The organism is Planotetraspora mira (assembly GCF_016863275.1).
Taxonomy (GTDB): domain Bacteria; phylum Actinomycetota; class Actinomycetes; order Streptosporangiales; family Streptosporangiaceae; genus Planotetraspora; species Planotetraspora mira.
In genome coordinates, this window is sequence record NZ_BOOO01000022.1 from 161,712 (window position 1) to 179,244 (window position 17,533).

A 17,533-nucleotide genomic window follows, 5' to 3' on the forward strand; every position below is an offset into this window, starting at 1 on the left:
GGGATTCACCGTTCCAAGATCGCGGCCGGGTACCGGGACAGCAGGTGTCCCAGTGGGATCCGGCCGGTGTGCTGCCGCCCTGTGAGCAGATCACGCCATTGCCCTGGCGGCAACATGAGCGTGTCGGCCCCCCAGCCGCCCCGCCGTTCGAGCCCGGCGGGCAGCCGGGTCGCCACGGCCACCGCCCGCTCTCCGCGGGCGAAGGCCACCGCGTGCTCTCCCGCCTCGATCGGTTCGTACGGCGAAGCCGGGTCGAGCCGTCTCCTCAGGTTGAGCGCGGTGGTGGTGACCAGCATCTTCTGGCCGTCCCAGCTGTCGTCGGGGTGAGCGAGGAGCTCCCGCCGCCGCTCGAAGTCGACCGGCCGCCGGTTGTCCGGGTCGACCAGCGAGAAGTCGGTGATCTCCGTGCCCTGGTAGACGTCCGGGATGCCCGGCATCATCAATTGCACGACCTTCTGGCCGAGCGAGTTGATCTGGGCGTACCGGTCGACCACGGCGGTGAACGACGCCACGGAGTCACCGCAGACCTCGACGGCCCGCTCCGCGAACTCCCTGATGCCGGCCTCGTACGCGGGGTCGCGGTTCTGCCACGAGATGGCGGTCTTGGCCTCGCGTGCGGCCTTGAGCAGGTAGCCGGTGAACCGCTCGGTCGTGATGGGCCACGACGCCATGAGCGTCTGCCAGGCGAGGTAGTCCAGCCGCGGGTCGAACGCCACGGACGAGGCCCACGAGGCGACGGCGCGGGACCATTCCCCCGGCATCTCCGACAACACGGCGAGCCTGGCCCGGACGTCCTCCGACCGCTTGGTGTCATGGGTCGACAACGAGGTCATCGTCATGGGCGGCAGGCTCGCGCAGAACGCGTGGAACTCGCCGGTCGAGACTCCGAACCTGTCGGGCTCGCCGCCCACCTCGTTGAGGGCGGCCAGCGGATACCACCGGTAGAGCGCGGTGTCCTCCACGCCCTTGGCCATGACCGGGCCGCAGGTCTGCTGGAACCTGGTCACCGCCTCGGCCGGGCCGTACAGGACGAGGTTGGCCGTCTTCCCGACGGCGTCGGGATCGGCGCGCGTGGCCGCCTGCGACGCGGCCGACTGGACGATCGCGACCGACTCGGCGGACGGCTGCTCGCCGGGGTTCACATAGGCCCGGTAGACGGGCATCGCGGCGAGCAACTCGACGGCGGCGTCGCGCAGGCCCGGGTCGCCGAGAGCTCCCACCAGCCGGTCGACCTCGCCCCGGAAGAACAACTCGATGACGTGCCTCTTCGCCTCGTAGCGGACCGAATCGTAGGAGGCGGACACGCCCGTGTGCCGGGTGAACGTCTCGACCAGGGTGTCCCGGCCCGCCGGGTCGACGAACAGCCGCGTGATCATGTTGAGCGCGTCGTAGCCCGTGGTGCCGTCGCACGGCCAGTCGGCGGGCAGCCGTTCGTCGTCGATGAGGATCTTCTCGACCCACAGGGGACCGGGCACGCGTGGGCGGAGCCGTTCGAGGTAGCCGCGCGGATCGGCCAGGCCGTCGGGATGGTCGACCCGCAGTCCCTCGATGATCCCCTCGTCGACCAGCGACAGCATCAGGGCGTGGGTGGCCTCGAAGACCTCAGGATCCTCCACCCTCAGGCCGATCAGCGAGGAGACGTCGAAGAACCGCCGGTAGCCGGGGCTCTCGCGCCAGTTCACCAGCCGGTAGTGCTGGGCCTCGAGCAACTCCGGCAGCGGGAGGTCCTCCGTGCCCGGGCGGATCGGGAACGCGTGGTCGTAGTAGCGCAGGACGGACCCGTCGGCCACCGGTCCGCCCGGCTCGTCGCCGAGGACCGGGAGGGCGACGGGCCACTGGACGTCGAACCACCGCGCGTACGGAGAGTCCGGTCCCTCCCGCAACGCCGACCAGAGCGGGGCGTTGCCGGACTCGGGCCGCGGCACGGTCATGTGGTTGGGCACGATGTCGGCGATCAGGGGGATGCCCCGCGCCGCGAGGTCGCGCAGGGCGGCGGCTCCCCCGAACTCGGCCCGGATCCTGCCGTGGTCCACGACGTCGTAGCCGTGCTGGGAATCACGGACCGCCTGCAGGATGGGCGACAGGTAGAGCCGGCCCACTCCCAGATCCCGGAGATATCCCGTCAGCCGGGCCACCTCCGGGAAGCCGAGATCAGGTGTGAGCTGCACACGGTAGGTCGAGGTCACGGCACCGCCCTTCAACGGGTCCCCGGGGCATGTCCCATAGTGCCCGCCGCCGGGACGTCCCCGCCATACACGACGCCGACCGGGCGGCCCCGGCACGGCACTGCGGACGTCCGGTCAGGCGCGGCTCCTGGCACTCCTCAGGCCCTTCGCAGGACCCGCACCGACCTGCCCGCCACGGGGACGCCCTCGCCCGCCCGGCACATGCGCGACTCCATCGCACTCGGCATGGCCGTGTCGAGCTCCGTCGCCCAGATCTCCCCGTAGTCCTTGGGGATCGTGAACCTGATGACCTCGGAGTGGGCGTTGAACAGCAGCAGGAACGACTCGTCGGTGATGGGCCTGCCGCGCCGGTCGGGTTCGGTGATCGCGTCGCCGTTGAGGAAGACCGCCAGCGCCTTGGCGTAACCGTTGTGCCAGTCCGCGTCGGCCATCTCGGTCCCCGACGGGGTGAGCCAGGCGATGTCGCTGAGCTCGTCGTGGGATCCTCGCTCCGGCCTGCCGTAGAAGAAGCGGCGGCGGCGGAAGACCGGGTGGTCGTGGCGGAGCCTGGCGAGCCTCCGGGTGAACTCCAGAAGTTGCCTGCTCTCCCCCTTCCTGACCCCGGCCCCCGGTCTGGTGCCCGGGTCGGTCGCCGCCGACCAGTCGACCCAGCTGATCTCGTTGTCCTGGCAGTAGGCGTTGTTGTTGCCGCTCTGGGTGCGTCCCAGCTCGTCTCCATGTGACAACATCGGCACGCCCTGGGACAGGAACAGCGTGGCCAGGAAGTTGCGCTTTTGCCGCTCGCGCAGCTGCGCCACCGGGCCGGTCGCCGGGCCCTCGACGCCGCAGTTCCAGGAGCGGTTGTCGTCGGCGCCGTCGCGGTTGTCCTCGCCGTTGGCCTCGTTGTGCTTGCCGTTGTACGACACGAGGTCCTGAAGCGTGAAGCCGTCGTGGCAGGTGACGAAGTTGATCGATGCCGCGGGGCGGCGGCTGTCGTCCTGGTAGAGGTCGCTCGACCCGGTCAGCCGCGAGGCGAACTCGGGCAGCGCGGCCGGTTCGCCCCGCCACAGGTCGCGGATCGTGTCGCGGTAGCGGCCGTTCCACTCCGTCCATCGGGCGGGGAAGTTGCCCACCTGGTAGCCGCCCGGCCCGACGTCCCACGGCTCGGCGATGAGCTTGACCTGGGACAACACCGGGTCCTGCTGGACGAGGTCGAAGAACACGCTCAGCCGGTCGACGTCGTGCAGCTCTCTGGCGAGTGAGGACGCGAGGTCGAAGCGGAAGCCGTCCACATGCATGTCGCTGACCCAGTAGCGCAGCGAGTCCATGATCAGCTGCAGGGCGTGGGGGCTGCGCATCAGCAGGCTGTTCCCCGTGCCCGTCGTGTCCATGTAGTACCTGCGGTCGTCCTCGACCAGCCGGTAGTAGTTGGCGTTGTCGATGCCCCGCATGGACAGGGTCGGGCCGAGGTGGTTGCCCTCGGCCGTGTGGTTGTAGACCACGTCGAGGATCACCTCGATGCCCGCCTCGTGCAGGGCCTTCACCATGGCCTTGAACTCCAGCACCTGCCCGCCGCGCTCGCCCGCGCTCGAGTAGGCGCTGTGCGGCGCGAAGAAGCCGACCGTGTTGTAGCCCCAGTAGTTGGACAGGCCGCGCTTTTGCAGCACGTCGTCGGTCACGAACTGATGGACCGGCATGAGCTCGATGGCGGTGACGCCGAGCCCGGTGAGATGGTCGATGATCTCGGGGTGGCCCAGGGCGGCGTACGTCCCCCGGATCGACTCGGGGATCTTCGGATGGTTGATCGTCAGCCCCCGGACGTGGGCCTCGTAGATCACCGTGTCGTGGTACGGCGTGGCCGGCGGCCGGTCGTGGCCCCAGCCGAAGAAGGGATTGATCACGATCGAGCGCGGCATGTAGGGCGCGGAGTCGCTGTCGTCACGGCTGTCGGGCTCGCCGAAGCGGTAGCCGTACACGGCCTGGTCCCACCGCACCGAGCCCTCGACCGCCTTGGCGTACGGGTCGAGCAGAAGCTTGGCGGGATTGCAGCGCAACCCCTCCGACGGCGTGTACGGCCCGTCCACGCGGTAGCCGTACCGCTGCCCGGGGCCGACTCCCGGCAGGTAGCAGTGGTAGACGAAGCCCTCGACCTCGGTGAGCGGAACCCGCTCCTCTCCGCCCTCGTCGTCGAACAGGCACAACTCGACGCTCTCCGCCACCTCGGTGAAGAGCGCGAAGTTCGTTCCCGCGCCGTCGTATGTGGCACCGAGGGGATAGGGATCCCCCGGCCAGATCTCCCTCACGCGACCTCCTCGCCCGCCGGTCCGGCCGGGCGCGGAGAGATTTCCCCACGCCGCTCACCGGCTCCGCCGCGGCGGCCGTTCACACGACCGTTGGCATGACACTCGTTCACAACACATCGTGCCTGCCCACAGGGGGCTCTGACAGTCCCTCCGCGTTAACGTCGCGTATGGGGTGGGGTGAAACACGCCACCATGCCGCAAAGTCCCACGCTTCACCCCAGGCCCATCCGGTCGTCAGTGGGCCCGGCCGCGGCGCAGCAGGCGCCGGGGACGCGACTCGGCGGGCCTGCTCTCGGTCCGGAGCCACAGGGTCACGCACACGCCGCCGAGCGCCGAGGGCTCGATCCTGACATTGCCCCCCGTCGACTCGGCGAGGCGGCGGACGATGTCGAGCCCCAGCCCGGTCGACCCGGCACCGCTGTGCCCTCGCCGCAACGCGCCCTCCGGATCGGCGATCCCCGGCCCGGCATCGGCGACCATGACGCCGACCATGCCGCCGCCCTGGTGGAGGGTGACGCGGAATCCCGTTCGTTGCGGCGTGTGCCGCAAGACGTTGCCCAGCAGCGCGTCGACGGCCGCGCCGAGATCGGCCACGGCGACCGGCACCCTGCTCGGCACGTCCGCCCCGACCAGTTCCCAGCGGCGCTCCTGGTCCTCGGCCAGAGCCGACCAGAAGGCGAGCCGCTCCCGCAGGACCTCGGCCGCGTCGCAACCGCTCTGGATCGGGCGGGTCGGCCTGCGGGCGGCCTCGATGATCTCGTCGACCGCGCGTTCCAGCCGGTCGATGGCGAGCCTGCTCTGCTCCGCCTCCGGGCCGCTGCCCCCGGCGTTGAGCCGCAGCGCCGTCAGCGGCGTGCGCAGCCGGTGGGACAGGTCGGCCGCCATCTCCCTCTCGGCCGACAGGAGCCCGGCCACCTGGTCGGCCATCGTGTTGAACGCCCTGCCGAGCGCGACCAGTTCGGGTGGCCCGTCCGGCTTGACGCGTACGGAGAGATCACCGGAACCGAGACAGGCCGCCGCGTCGCCGAGCCGTCGCGCCGCCCGCACCACCCGGGCCGCGAGCCGGTCGCCGACCGCGACCGAGCCCGCGACCAGGGCGACGGCGACGCCGGTCAGCGCGGCCCACGACGTCGCCACCCCCCGCGTCACGTCCTTCTCGGGTGCGTAGACCTCGATGACCACCCGCCGTCCACCCGCGAGGGCCACCGGTTTGAGCAGCGCGTATCCGCCGGACACCGGTATCGTCCTCGCCCGCTCACCTGCCCTGGCGATCTCCGCGCCCGTGACCCGCGAGGAGCCGACGGTCCTGCCGCCGGACAGGTGCACCGCGAGCCGTGCGGCACCGGCCGGGGTGCTCGCCAGCGCCCTTCGCAACGCCTCCGCGTCGTCGGTGACCACCAGTGCGGGGACGATCGTGGTGGCCTGTCGCTCGGCCTCGGCGATGGCCCGGGTCTCGGCGATCTCCTTGACCGCCATGGCGAGCGGGATGAGGAACGCCAGCGCGACCATCGCCGTCACGGCCACCGCCACGAGGGCGATGCTCCGCCTCACCTCGGGCTCCTCACTCCGGGCCGGCGGGCGGCGGGCTGAGCCGGACGCCGACCCCGCGGACGGTGTGCAGGTAGCGCGGCCGTGACGCGCTCTCGCCGAGCTTGCGCCGCAACCAGGACAGGTGGACGTCGATCGTCTGGTCGTCGCCGTAGGACTGCCGCCACACCTCGGCGAGCAGTTCCTTCCTCGCCACCACCCGGCCGGGCCGGGCGCACAGATAGGCCAGCAGGTCGAACTCCCGGCGGGTGAGATCGAGAGAGACACCGTCCAGGCCGGCCTCCCTGCGGTCGGAGTCGACGGTGAGACCCCCGACGCGGATCACGGCCGACGTGGAGCCCGGGCGGGCCCGCCGCAACACCGCCTCGAGACGGGCGTTGAGGTGGTCGCCGGAGAAGGGCTTGACCAGGTAGTCGTCGGCCCCGTCCCGCAGTAGCCGCACGATCTCCGTCTCGTCGTCGCGGGCCGTCGCCACGATGACCGGGACGTCCGAGATCGCCCGGAGCATCTTGAGCGCTTCCGCCCCGTCGAGGTCGGGCAGCCCCAGGTCGAGGATCACCACGTCGGGCGCGAAGTGGGCGATCTCCCGCAGGGCGTCGAGCGCGCGGCCCGCGCTGCGGACCGCATGGCTGCGCCCGGTCAGGTCACGGATGATCGCGGAACGGACGAACTCGTCGTCCTCCACCAGCAGAACGGTCGCCATGGGCCAGAAACGTACACGCCCCGAAGGTAATCGCGTCCATTTTTGTCTGTCTGATATCTGTTTTGTCCTGTTATTTCGCTTGTCAGACACGGATGATGGCGAATATCCCACTCTCAGAATGAGCAAGTGCCGCTAGAGTGAGCGGCCGATGAAACGGACCCTCGGTTACATACTCGCCTGGTGCGGAGCCACCGCGCTCGCCGTGGGGATCTCCTGGCTCGGCGTGCGCGACGTCCTGCGCAGCACGGTCATTGACGAGGCGCCGCCGGCTCCGGTGGTGGCCGGAGAGGTGGGCGGCACCTCGCGTGCCATGCCCTCCGCCGCACGCTCGCCCCTGGAGGCGAAGTCCTCTTCGCCTCGCCCCGTCCCTTCCGCCGTACGGCACTCGCCGCCGCCGTCCCCCCGCGCCTCCCACCGCCCCAGCCCCAGGTCAAGCACCAGGAACGATCCCGGTGAGACCCTGCACACGTTCACGCTCAAGGGCGGCCAGGCGACGATCGCGGTCACCGCCGACGACTGCCGGATGGTGACCGCCACGCCCAACGACGGCTACCGCCTCGGGGTGTGGGAGACCGCGACCTGGATCCGCGTCGCCTTCCTCCGTGAGCCGCACGAGTCGTCGGCGTTCTGCACCTGGAACGGCACGCCGCCACGACTCGACACCTACGAGAACTGACCCCGCGACGGGCATTCTCGCGCGCACTCACAGATGCGCGCTTTCCCTTACCCGAGGCGTTGCCTCAGCCTCCGATCGTGCATATCGGACGGGGAATTCTCCGAAAGGCTTCACGACGAGGAAACCTCTGTTGACACGCGCGAAACAATGATACGTTCCGTTGGGAGCGCTCCCAAGCCGTGTTGACTTTCGGGCCGAGGAGACCGGATGACCGATCCTCCCACCCTCGCCGAGGTAGCCGCCGCTGCCGGGGTCTCCCCGGCGACCGCGTCCCGAGTCCTCACCGGCTCGGTCCGCGTCACCACGTCGACGCGCCGGCAGGTGCACGACGCGATGTCACGCCTGGGCTACGTACGGCGCCGGGCCCCGCGAGGATCCGCCGGCAGGCGAGCAGACCACGTCATCGCGGCCGTCGTGTGCGAGCACAGTCCGCGGCTCTTCAACGAGCCCTACTACGCGAGGCTGCTGTCGGCCTGCGAGGAGGTGCTCGCGACTCACGGCATACCGCTGGTCCTCATGACCGCCACGCCGGCCACGGCCTCGATCACCGGGCCGCCTCTGATGGCGGGCGCCGTCGACGGAGTGCTTCTCATCGGGCCGCGGGCGCGCCACCCCCTCCCGGTCACGCTCGCGGCGTCCGGCATCCCCGTGCGCTGCGTCGGGCGGCCACCGGACGGCGTCGAGTTGCCGTACGTGGACATGGACAACCGCGACGGCGGGCGTCAGGCGGCCGAGCATCTCCTGCTCGGCAACCGGAAGGCCATCACGACGATCGCCGGTCCCCCCACCCTGCCCGCCGCGCGCGACCGTCTCGAGGGTTTCCGGCAGGCGCTCCGCGACGCCGGCGTCATGGAGACGCCCGTGGCGTACGGCGACTTCACGCATGCCTCCGGCGCGCACGCGATGCAGTGGCTGATGCAGCGTGCGCCGCGGCTCGACGCGGTGTTCGCGGCGTCCGACGTCATGGCGGCCGGTGCGATGCAGACCCTGCGCCGAGCGGGGCGCACGGTGCCCGGCGACGTCGCGGTGATCGGTTACGACGACGCTCCGGTGGCCCGGCATGTCACCCCCGCCCTGACCACGGTCCGCCAGCCGGTCGAGGAACTGGCCACTCTCGCGGCGCGACTGCTCCTCACGGCGCTGCGCGACGGCGGGGCACCCGCGACCGACCCCGTCCTGCCCACGGAACTGGTGGTTCGTGAATCGGGCTGAACTCGGCGCGGGCGACGTCCTGACCCGTCGCTATCTGCTCCAGGAACGGATCGCCACAGGCGGGGTGTCGGTCATCTGGCGCGCGTTCGACCAGTCGCTCCAGCGCGTGGTCGCGATCAAGGTGCTGGACGGCTCGCTCGACGGGGACGACCCCGGCCGGGAGCTGATCCGGCGCGAGGCGAGGGCGACCGCCCGGTTGATCCACCCTGACGCCATCGAGGTCTACGACTACGGCGAGACCGTGACGAGCGGCGGGAGGCTCGCGGCCTATGTGGTCATGCGCCTGCTCGAGGGCCGCCCGCTGTCCGACCGGATCGCCGAGGGCCCGCTTCCCTGGCGCGAGGCGACCGCGATAGCCCAGGGACTGGCCAGGGTGCTCGCGGCCGCGCACGAACGGGGTATCGTCCACCGCGATGTGACCCCGGAGAACGTGCTGCTCGCCGCCGACGGTGCCAAGCTGCTCGACTTCGGGATCGCGGCCTTCGTCGGCGAGACCGACGACCACCTCGTTGACGACTTCGGCACGCCGCCCTACGTCGCCCCCGAACGACTCAGGAGTCCGGCCGCCGACCCGGCCGTGGACGTCTACTCCCTCGGCGTCCTGCTCTTCGAGATGCTGACCGGGGCTCCGCCGTACCCGGAGAAGACCTGGGAGGCGATCGAGACCGCGCGGCGCGAAGGGCCGCCGCCCAGCCCCGACGGGGTGCCCGGCCTGCCCGCGCGAATCGCGGAGCTCTGCCGGCGCTGCCTGGCGGCCGACCCCGCCCTCCGTCCGGGAGCCAGGGAGCTCGCGACGGCTCTGCGATCGGCGAGCAGGCCACGTGGATCTCACCGTCTCGGCCGGGGTGCGACCGCGGCCGGTGTCATCGCGCTGGGCGTCGTCCTGCTCGCGGCGGAGGCGCGGGATCGGGGCGAAGTCCCAGGCGTGCCGGTGCAGGTCCAGACCTCGATGCCGGGCGACGGTCCGGCGACCGGGCCCTCCGCCGGTGATGGCGCGACGAATCCGGCCGTTCCGTCTCCAAGCACGGCCACCCGCACCGGCACGACGCTCGACCACACACTCGCCCGCTTCGACTCCCTGGTGGACGGCGGCGAATCGGCGCAGGAGATCGACGCCGACGTCGCACATGACCTCAAGCAGGTGCTGCGCAACTCGGTGAACGACCGGATCGGCGTCGCTGGCGTCCGGGACAAGCTGGGTGACCGCCAGCGCGAGGGCCGGCTGCCCACCTCGCTGAAGCGGAGGCTGGACGACGCCCTCGACCAGGTCGAGGGCGCGCTCTCCGGTAGGTGACTGGGAGCGCTCGCGGACGTCGGTCGCGATTTTCCGGATGCTCGCCGAGAAGGTTCCGTCAGGCGTGACCACCTCGCCACTCGCGCCGCCCGCCTGTCGGCCGACCTGCGGCGTCAGTCGTGAGGCCTGCCGATCCGGTCAGCTCCGCTGTCGAGCCGTAACCGAGATCTTGCCGTCCAGCTTGCACAGTGTTGACCAAACCGGATAGGTCATACCCCCATGACCGGATTCAAGAAATTCCTGATGCGCGGCAACCTCGTGGAGCTCGCGGTCGCCGTCGTCATCGGCGCCGCCTTCAGCGGTTTGATCGAGGCCCTCGTGGCCGATGTCATCACCCCCCTCATCGCCGCGGCGACGGGCGGCAGCCAGCCCGACTTCTCGAAGTACGTCTTTCACGTGAACGGCGCGGAGTTCAAGTACGGCGACTTCATCAACCATGCGTTGTCGTTCCTCATCGTCGCCGCCGTCATCTACTGGCTCGTCGTCATGCCGATGACCCGGCTCCTCAGCCTCTTCACGAAGGACAAGGAGGCGACCGAGAAGCCGTGCCCCGAGTGCCTGAGCGACATCCCCGTCGCCGCGCGCCGCTGCGCCTTCTGCACCGCCGAGCTCACCGTCCCCGCCCCCATCCACCCCGGCAGGCACTCCGCCTGATCTGCCAGATCTCCCCGATCTCCCTGATCTCCCTGATTTCTCGCACCGCGGCCGAGCCTGAATGAACAGGCGAGCCGAGCACCCCCTTGAACGCGCCCTATTTGCGCACGGTCCACCTCGCCCACACGGTGGGCACGGACGACCACTCACTTTCCGCGTGCTCGGCTCGCCCGTGGCCGCGTCTCATCGACGCGCGCTGTCAGGCGTTCCCTGGTCCGGGCTCCCGGGCGGTTCGAGCAGATTGAGCCGACCCGCCCCCCGGCAGGTACGGCAGGCGCTTCCCGAGTCCGTCTCTCCGGTGGCAGCGCAGGACGAGCAGGCCATGAGCGCGGCGAAGCGCCTGTCACGATAGCTGTGCGTGCGCCAAGTCCGCTCGATCTGCCATTGCTGCACCCAGGCGAACATGTCGATCTCGGCGAACGCCGATTCGCTGAGCGCCCAGGCGAGAGCGACGATGCGCATCTGCAATCCCACCTCGGGACGATTACGGACGCCGATGTGGTTGCGATTCACGAAGGATCGTCCTTTGCTTAGCGGCAATTCGGGTGGTCTTCTCCGCTGGGCCGATGTGGCGACATCGGCCCAGCGCTAGTAAGGAAACCGCTGACCGGAATCACGCCCTTCTTCCGAAACCCCTTCAGAGGACCGATAGCGGTGATGTGCGGTATACAGCCAGTTTCGCCCGCCAAGTAAAGCCGTACAACTGTCACTGGCAATTGCCACCGGAATATACCTTTGGCGGATACCTCCGGCCTTTGCCAATGGCGGTTACCTTTGGTGCTTAACAACACCCCTGTCGTCCCCCTTCGGCCTCCCGGTGCGAACCCCCGCAGCGGCACCAGGAAAGAAGACCGCGTCGATGGCGAGTCCCAACCCCACCCTGCGCCGGCGCCAGCTCGCCAACCGGCTGCGAGAACTGCGCCAGGGCAGCGGCCTGACCCTCGACGAGGTGGCGCAGGAGCTGCTCTGCTCGCCCGCCAAAATCAGCCGGCTGGAGACCGCCCAGCGCGGCGTCAGCCAGCGCGACGTCCGCGACCTGTGCCGCATCTACGGACTGACGGACTCGTCCGTCGTCGACACCCTGATGACACTCGCGCGCGAAGCACGGCAGCCCGGGTGGTGGACGGACTACGAAGACCTGGATCTCACTCCCTTCATCGGCCTGGAGGCCGACGCCTCGGCGATCACCGAACACACGACCTGTCTCATCCCCGGCCTCATGCAGACGGAGGAGTACGCCAGGGCGACCCTCCAGGGTCTGCTCCCCCGCATCCGCCGCGAGGTCCTCGAAGAGAGGGTGGACGCCAGGATGAGAAGGCAGCGGCTGATCATGCAGGATGACCCGCCCGACTACTGGGTCCTGTTGGACGAGTCGGTCCTGCGCCGCCATGTCGGCAGCAGGGGGATCATGCGCGCACAACTCGAGTGGGCGATCGAGATCGCCGAACTGCCGCACGTCACCCTTCAGGTCATCCCGTTCAGCGTCGGGGCGTACATGGGCCTCGACAATTCCTTCGTCCTCCTGGAGATCGCCGACGCGGCCGTCTCCGATGTGGTGTGCGTCGAGGGGGTCATGGGCCTCACCTATATGGAGAGGCCCGCCGAGCTGGAGAAATACCGAGAGGTGCTCGATCATCTGAGAGCCTCCGCACTCGACCCACGAGCCTCACTTGCGCTGATCACCGAAGCCGTCAAGATGTACGCAGAGTGATTACGGTTGCCCGCCCTCAGGGGCCGGCCCACCCAAGGAGAGACAATGAGGTCCTCGCGTTCTGCGCACTTCTCTGACCTTGATTGGCGCACCGCCAGCCGGTGCACCGGTGGCAATTGCGTGGAAGTCGCCACGGCGGGCGAGATAGTCGCCGTCCGAGACTCCAAGGACCCAGAAGGGCCTGTGCTCGTCTACACGGCCTCCGAGTGGAGCGAGTTCGCGGCGAAGGTGCGGAAGGGTCAGTACGACCGCCTCGCGTGATCGACTTCCTCGGAGATTCTGAGATGCATCCCGGGTGCATCTCAGAATCTCATAATCGGCCCGCGAGATCAGATCTGGAAAACAAAATTCGAACGATAGCGCCTGGGTCGATCCGGATAAAAGAGTGGCTACAGCCTGTTCAGTCATCATTTATCCTGACCGGCCTTCAATCCGGCCATAAGTGGAACGACAAGCCATCATTTCTGCTCGCTCGAGATTCGAGGCAAAGAGTCCTCACGTCGCTCCACGCAAAGGGTCACGATCCTTTGTCGATCCAAGGAGGAATGACGTGCCACGAGGATCGCGATCCACCCGCTACGCCAGCCTGATAACTGCCATCGTCGCACCTCCCGGCCTAGGCGGCGGCATATGGCTGACGATCCGATCAATTGTCGCGACGTCACCAAGAGAAGCCCTCTTGTGGGCAGCCATAACGACTGCCGGCGGCTACACGATCGCTTTAATCTTCGTATTCTTGTTTTACCTCCCCTCGATCACGACCGCCGCGGGCAGGCTATTCAGTCACTTGGACGTGCGGAGCGAACGAGATGCACAGGCGGCCCTAATCCGAGCACAAGCTCATGCAATAATCCTCGACAGTGAACCCCAAACGATCGATGTCATACCTGGATCAGAAAAGACCGAGAGCACGGAACTTTCACCAAGCCGGGATGCGACCGGGGCAGGCAGGCAAGAAAAAGCCATTCACCCGACGACTGAATCCGGCCCGAGGAACAGTGACGTTCAATCGGGTTGATCCTCGCTCTATGGCGGCTGACCATCTCACAGTCTTCGCCGAGAACCACGCGAACGCTCAGCCCCAGCAGCCACCCCAACACGTGCCAAGATGGTCATATCAGGACACACAATTTACAATCGGGCGTGATGACATCTCACGAGGGACCTCGTCGGCCTCCCGGAGAGGATGCACATGGGGATGGAAACCACTTTTCACGGCGCCAAATGGAACTCCAATTGCACAGGCGGCAGCTGTGTCGAGGTGGCCTTCCAGAACGGCTCAATCGTCGTGCGGGACGGCAAGAGCGGCGATGAAAGTCCCGTTCTCGTGTTCAGCGTCGACGAGTGGGAGGGCTTTCTGGCAGGCGTGCGCGAAGGCGTCTTCACGGTCGCCAGCCTCAGCCGCTGACCGACCATCCGGCCCTGACGGGGCCACCGGAGTACCCACCGATCCGTCCCGGACGACCCGGGCATGCCGCAGACGGCACGAAGGCGCATCCCGGTTGGGATGCGCCTTCGGCATGTGTCGGCCTACGACCGGTGGGTGGTGGCGTCCGGGGGGCGGGTGGTAACCCGCCCCCCGGAGTTTTGGGGCCGGCCATGGGCGGAACCCCCGGAACAGTGGTCCCGCATCGGCCGGCCAGGAGGCGCGGCGTCCTAGTGGGCTATGACCACGGGGACGGGGCCGGGGGCGCGATGACCGGCGGGCGGTCGTCGCAGGTGATGGTGTTCGGCAGCTCCCAGGGGGCGAGCCAGGGGCCGGTGGTGCCGCCGCCGTCGTTGCCGCCGAGGTCCGTCAGCGAGAACTCCGAGCCGGCCGGGGTGAAGTTGAACGACCCGCAGTTGTTGACGCCCACCGCGCCGACGTTGCGGGCGTCCACGTTCTGGAAGGTCGCGGCACCCTTCACGCGGGCGCTGACCACCGAGGTGCCCGTGCCGTCGACCCTGATGTCCTTGAAGTGGACGTTCGTGATCGAGTACAGGTCCTTCACCGGGAAGTCGCTGACGAGCATGATCGCGTTGTAGGTGTTGTCGAGGAAGTGGTCCCCCACGACCTGGATGTCCGCGTCGATGTTCTTCTCCAGCGCGTACAGCCAGATCGCCCCGAGGCCGATGTTCCAGTTCAGCTCGTACGTGCCGGCGCGGACCGTGGTGTTGTCGGTGATCCACAGGTGCCCGGCGAACGCCTCGGCGCCGAAGCGGGAGCCCGCCTGGATGGCGCTGCCCTCGCGGATCGGGTCGGCGATCAGGTTGCCCGAGACCGTGTTGTCCTTGCCGCCGTAGATGGCGATGCCGTTCGCGAGCACCGGCGTCTGCACGGTGTTGTGGTCGAACGTGTTGTTGACGTTGGAGGTCTTCTCCGACCACATGGCGAGGGCGTCGTCACCCGTGTTGCGGATGAAGTTGTTCTTCACGAGCGAGTTCGTGACGCCGGTGTGGAAGTTCAGGCCGTCGGCGATCTGGTCGACGATGACGTTGTTCGTGACCTTCACGTTCTTCATCGGGCCGTCGAACCACAGGCCCACCTTGGTGTGGCGGATGTAGAGGCCGTCGATGGTCGAGTCGCTCATCGCGCCGCCGATGCCGTTCACCTGGTCGGTGTCGATGCGCTCGCGGACGTCGCCCTCGATCGCGAAGCCGGACAGGTGGACGTTCCTGCTGCCGCCGACCGACGCGTCCTTGCCGTAGAACCCGACACCGGTGTGCACGGAACCGTCGGGGGCCGGCGTGCTCAGCGCCACCTCACGGCCCTTGATGATCGTGTACCAGCTGCCGGCGCCTTCGATCGTCACGTCGTCGACGATGATGTGGCGGTTCACCTGGTAGGTGCCCGGCGGGACGTAGACCTTCAGGTGGATGCGCTTCGCGAACGCGATCGCCTTGTCGAACGCGCCGGCGGAGTCGCGCTTGCCGAACGGGTCGGCGCCGAACGCCAGCACGTTCGCCGCGAGCAGGTTGACCTTCGGCGCCCCGACGAGCTGCGAGTCGAAGACGTCGATGACCGTCCACGCGGCCTTCGCGCCGGCGGGGACGGCCAGCCGCACCTTGTCGCCCGCGCGGTACTTCTGGCCGAGCAGCAGACGCTGCTCGTCGTAGAAGTGGTTCGGGCGGAACGGCTTGGTGATCGTCGGGGTGGGCGTCGTGGCGTTGGGCACGCACGCGCACTCGGTGATCCACCAGTCGGGGTGCAGCAGGTCCGCGTTCGGGTCGTTCGTGAACGGATACTGGTTGTACAGCCACGCGTACTGCGACGTGAGGGTCATGGTGGTGCGGTTCTTGCCGTTCACCGTGACGTCGAGCGGCGAGGTGATGCCGCCGCCCCCCGGCGCGTCGGGGATGCTGTACCGCACGTTGATCGCGTTGGCCGCGCTCGGCAACGTGAACTCGACGTACTGCCCGGGCGTGAGTTTGACCGCCTTACGGCCGGATGCCTCCGCGGGCAACGTGTACGCGGTGCGGTCCGGGCCGATGACCGAGCCGTTCGTCCTGGCGTTCTCCGCCTCCTGCTCGGCGAAGTCGACGCTCGCGCCCCGGCCCGCGACGAGCGACGGGGCGAGGGCGGCGCGCGTCACGACCGGGGACGCCGAGGTGGAGGCGGAGGCGGGAGCCGACAGCGCTACGAGACCGGTGGCCGCAAGGGCCACGGATAAGAGGGATCTGAGCATGGGGGGTGTGACCTACCTTCAGGAGGAAAGCCAGGCGGTGGTGTCGGTGGGCAGAAGATCACCGTCAAGGGGTCCGCTCGTCAGCAGGATCGACTCGTGCGGCGGGAGCCGTACCGGCTGGGAGCCGAGGTTGACCACGCAGATCAGGCCGGAGTCGCGAGTGAAGGCCAGGACGCCGTCCCCCAGGGGCAGCCAGGCCATCACACCGTCTCCGAGCCGCTCGCGGCGGATGCCCAGAGCAGCGCGGTAGAGGGACAACATCGATTCGGGGTCGGCCAGCTGGTCCTCGACCGTCATCGTGCTCCAGCCCGCGGGCTGCGGCAGCCAGGGCACGCCCGTGCTGAAGCCGAACGGCGGCTCGCCGCCCGACCACGGCAGCGGCACCCGGCAGCCGTCGCGACCGGGGTCGGTGTGTCCCGACCGGGCCCAGATCGGGTCCTCGCGCAGGTCGTCGGGGATGTCCTCGACCTCCCACAGGCCGAGTTCCTCACCCTGGTAGACGTAGACGCTGCCGGGCAGGGCCATCGCCAGGAGCGCCGCCGCGCGCGCCCGCCGGGTGCCCAGCTCGAAGTCGGACGGCATGCCGTGCTTGCGGTCGCCGTGGTCGAAGGACGTGTCCGCCCTGCCGAACCGGGTCGCCGGCCGGGTCACGTCGTGGTTCGACAACACCCAGGTCGCGGGGGCGCCGATCGGCACGTGAGTGGCCAGCGTCATGTCGATGACGTCGCGCAGGGCGTCCGGCTCCCAGGGGCTCGCCAGGAACGCGAAGTTGAACGCGGTGTGCATCTCGTCGGGACGCAGGTAGAGGGCGAACCGCTCCTGGTCGGGCAGCCAGACCTCGCCGATCAGGACCCGCTGTCCGTAATCGTCGGCGATGCGGCGCCACTCGCGGTAGATCTCGTGGACACCGTCGTGGTCGGTGTAGGACTCCTCGACGCTGTCCAGGTCCTTGACGAGCACGGCCGCGGAGTCGATGCGGATGCCGTCGACGCCCCGGTCGAACCAGAAGCGCAGCACGTCGAGGAACTCCTCCCGCACGGCGGGGTTGTTCCAGTTGAAGTCGGGCTGCTCGGGCGCGAACAGGTGCAGGTACCACTCGCCGTCGGGGACCTGGGTCCACGCCGGCCCACCGAAGATCGACTTCCAGCCGTTCGGCGGGCCGTCGCCGTTTCCAGGACGGAACCAGAACCGCTCCCGAGCCTCCGAACCGGGACCGGCCTCCAGCGCCTCCTGGAACCAGACCATCTGGTCGGAGCCGTGGTTGGGGACGACGTCGACGATGGTGCGGATGCCGAGGTCGTGCGCCTCCTCGATGAGCTTCTCCGCCTCGGCCAGCGTGCCGAAGACCGGCTCGATGTTCCGGTAGTCGGCCACGTCGTAGCCGCCGTCGGCCATGGGCGACGGGTACCACGGATTCAGCCAGATGGCGTCCACACCGAGCTCGGAAAGATACGGGAGACGTGCCCGCAGCCCTGCCAGGTCACCTGTGCCGTCGCCGTTACCGTCGGCGAAACTGCGCAGGTAGACCTGGTAGATCGAGGCACCCCTCCACCATCCGTCGGGATTGCGAATCGTCCCCGGGGACGTGCTGCCGGGCATGCT

14 protein-coding genes are annotated in these 17,533 nt (G+C 68.9%); 7 read left to right on the top strand and 7 right to left on the bottom strand.

Annotation, left to right across the window (positions count from 1 at the left end; translation table 11 throughout):
* Positions 1-5 precede the first annotated feature (5 nt).
* The 4 genes from treY to Pmi06nite_RS22080 form a co-directional block, all read right to left on the bottom strand.
* On the bottom strand, positions 6-2,186 hold the full coding sequence (gene treY, locus Pmi06nite_RS22065) for a malto-oligosyltrehalose synthase (protein ID WP_239114104.1): 2,181 nt from the start codon (positions 2,184-2,186) through the stop codon (positions 6-8).
* A gap of 137 nt (positions 2,187-2,323) precedes the next feature.
* The gene (gene glgX / locus Pmi06nite_RS22070) at positions 2,324-4,468 is read right to left on the bottom strand and encodes a glycogen debranching protein GlgX (RefSeq protein ID WP_203954968.1); all 2,145 of its coding nucleotides are present in this window, start codon (positions 4,466-4,468) and stop codon (positions 2,324-2,326) included.
* A 234-nt stretch (positions 4,469-4,702) separates the two neighbouring features.
* Positions 4,703-6,019 carry an ATP-binding protein gene (locus Pmi06nite_RS22075; RefSeq protein ID WP_203954969.1) on the bottom strand — a complete coding sequence of 439 codons (1,317 nt, stop codon included), beginning with the start codon at positions 6,017-6,019 and terminating at the stop codon, positions 4,703-4,705.
* 10 nt (positions 6,020-6,029) lie between these two features.
* The gene (locus Pmi06nite_RS22080; RefSeq protein ID WP_203954970.1) at positions 6,030-6,719 is read right to left on the bottom strand and encodes a response regulator transcription factor; all 690 of its coding nucleotides are present in this window, start codon (positions 6,717-6,719) and stop codon (positions 6,030-6,032) included.
* Between the two features lie 148 nt (positions 6,720-6,867).
* Between Pmi06nite_RS22080 and Pmi06nite_RS22085 the strand changes: the two genes are divergently transcribed.
* The 4 genes from Pmi06nite_RS22085 (at position 6,868) to mscL (ending at position 10,555) form a co-directional block, all read left to right on the top strand.
* Positions 6,868-7,395, top strand: coding sequence for a hypothetical protein (locus tag Pmi06nite_RS22085; protein ID WP_203954971.1), 528 nt, complete (start codon positions 6,868-6,870; stop codon positions 7,393-7,395).
* 207 nt (positions 7,396-7,602) lie between these two features.
* On the top strand, positions 7,603-8,607 hold the full coding sequence (locus Pmi06nite_RS22090) for a LacI family DNA-binding transcriptional regulator (protein ID WP_203954972.1): 1,005 nt from the start codon (positions 7,603-7,605) through the stop codon (positions 8,605-8,607).
* The gene (locus Pmi06nite_RS22095) at positions 8,594-9,901 is read left to right on the top strand and encodes a serine/threonine-protein kinase (protein WP_203954973.1); all 1,308 of its coding nucleotides are present in this window, start codon (positions 8,594-8,596) and stop codon (positions 9,899-9,901) included. The genes Pmi06nite_RS22090 and Pmi06nite_RS22095 overlap by 14 nt, the downstream gene beginning before the upstream one ends.
* Positions 9,902-10,120: 219 nt before the next feature.
* A complete protein-coding gene (gene mscL, locus Pmi06nite_RS22100; protein ID WP_203954974.1) occupies positions 10,121-10,555 on the top strand; it encodes a large conductance mechanosensitive channel protein MscL in 435 nt (144 codons plus the stop codon).
* A gap of 183 nt (positions 10,556-10,738) precedes the next feature.
* Here the strand turns inward: mscL and Pmi06nite_RS22105 are convergent, their stop codons facing one another.
* Positions 10,739-11,068 carry a hypothetical protein gene (locus Pmi06nite_RS22105; protein ID WP_203954975.1) on the bottom strand — a complete coding sequence of 110 codons (330 nt, stop codon included), beginning with the start codon at positions 11,066-11,068 and terminating at the stop codon, positions 10,739-10,741.
* Positions 11,069-11,414: 346 nt separating this feature from the next.
* Here Pmi06nite_RS22105 and Pmi06nite_RS22110 point away from each other — a divergent pair, with 346 nt between their 5' ends.
* The 3 genes from Pmi06nite_RS22110 (at position 11,415) to Pmi06nite_RS22120 (ending at position 13,674) form a co-directional block, all read left to right on the top strand.
* Positions 11,415-12,266, top strand: a complete 852-nt coding sequence (locus Pmi06nite_RS22110) for a helix-turn-helix domain-containing protein (protein ID WP_203954976.1) — start codon at positions 11,415-11,417, stop codon at positions 12,264-12,266.
* 45 nt (positions 12,267-12,311) lie between these two features.
* Entirely contained in the window at positions 12,312-12,527 is a 216-nt protein-coding gene (locus Pmi06nite_RS22115) for a DUF397 domain-containing protein (protein ID WP_203954977.1), read from the top strand.
* Positions 12,528-13,458: 931 nt separating this feature from the next.
* Positions 13,459-13,674: a DUF397 domain-containing protein gene (locus Pmi06nite_RS22120; protein ID WP_203954978.1), complete on the top strand. Its 216-nt coding sequence runs from the start codon at positions 13,459-13,461 to the stop codon at positions 13,672-13,674.
* Between the two features lie 256 nt (positions 13,675-13,930).
* Here Pmi06nite_RS22120 and Pmi06nite_RS22125 read toward each other — a convergent pair whose 3' ends face one another.
* Together Pmi06nite_RS22125 and Pmi06nite_RS22130 are read right to left on the bottom strand one after the other, a co-directional pair.
* Positions 13,931-15,931, bottom strand: coding sequence for a glycosyl hydrolase family 28-related protein (locus tag Pmi06nite_RS22125; protein WP_203954979.1), 2,001 nt, complete (start codon positions 15,929-15,931; stop codon positions 13,931-13,933).
* Between the two features lie 18 nt (positions 15,932-15,949).
* Positions 15,950-17,530, bottom strand: coding sequence for a glycoside hydrolase family 13 protein (locus tag Pmi06nite_RS22130; RefSeq protein ID WP_203954980.1), 1,581 nt, complete (start codon positions 17,528-17,530; stop codon positions 15,950-15,952).
* Between the last annotated feature and the right edge of the window lie 3 nt (positions 17,531-17,533).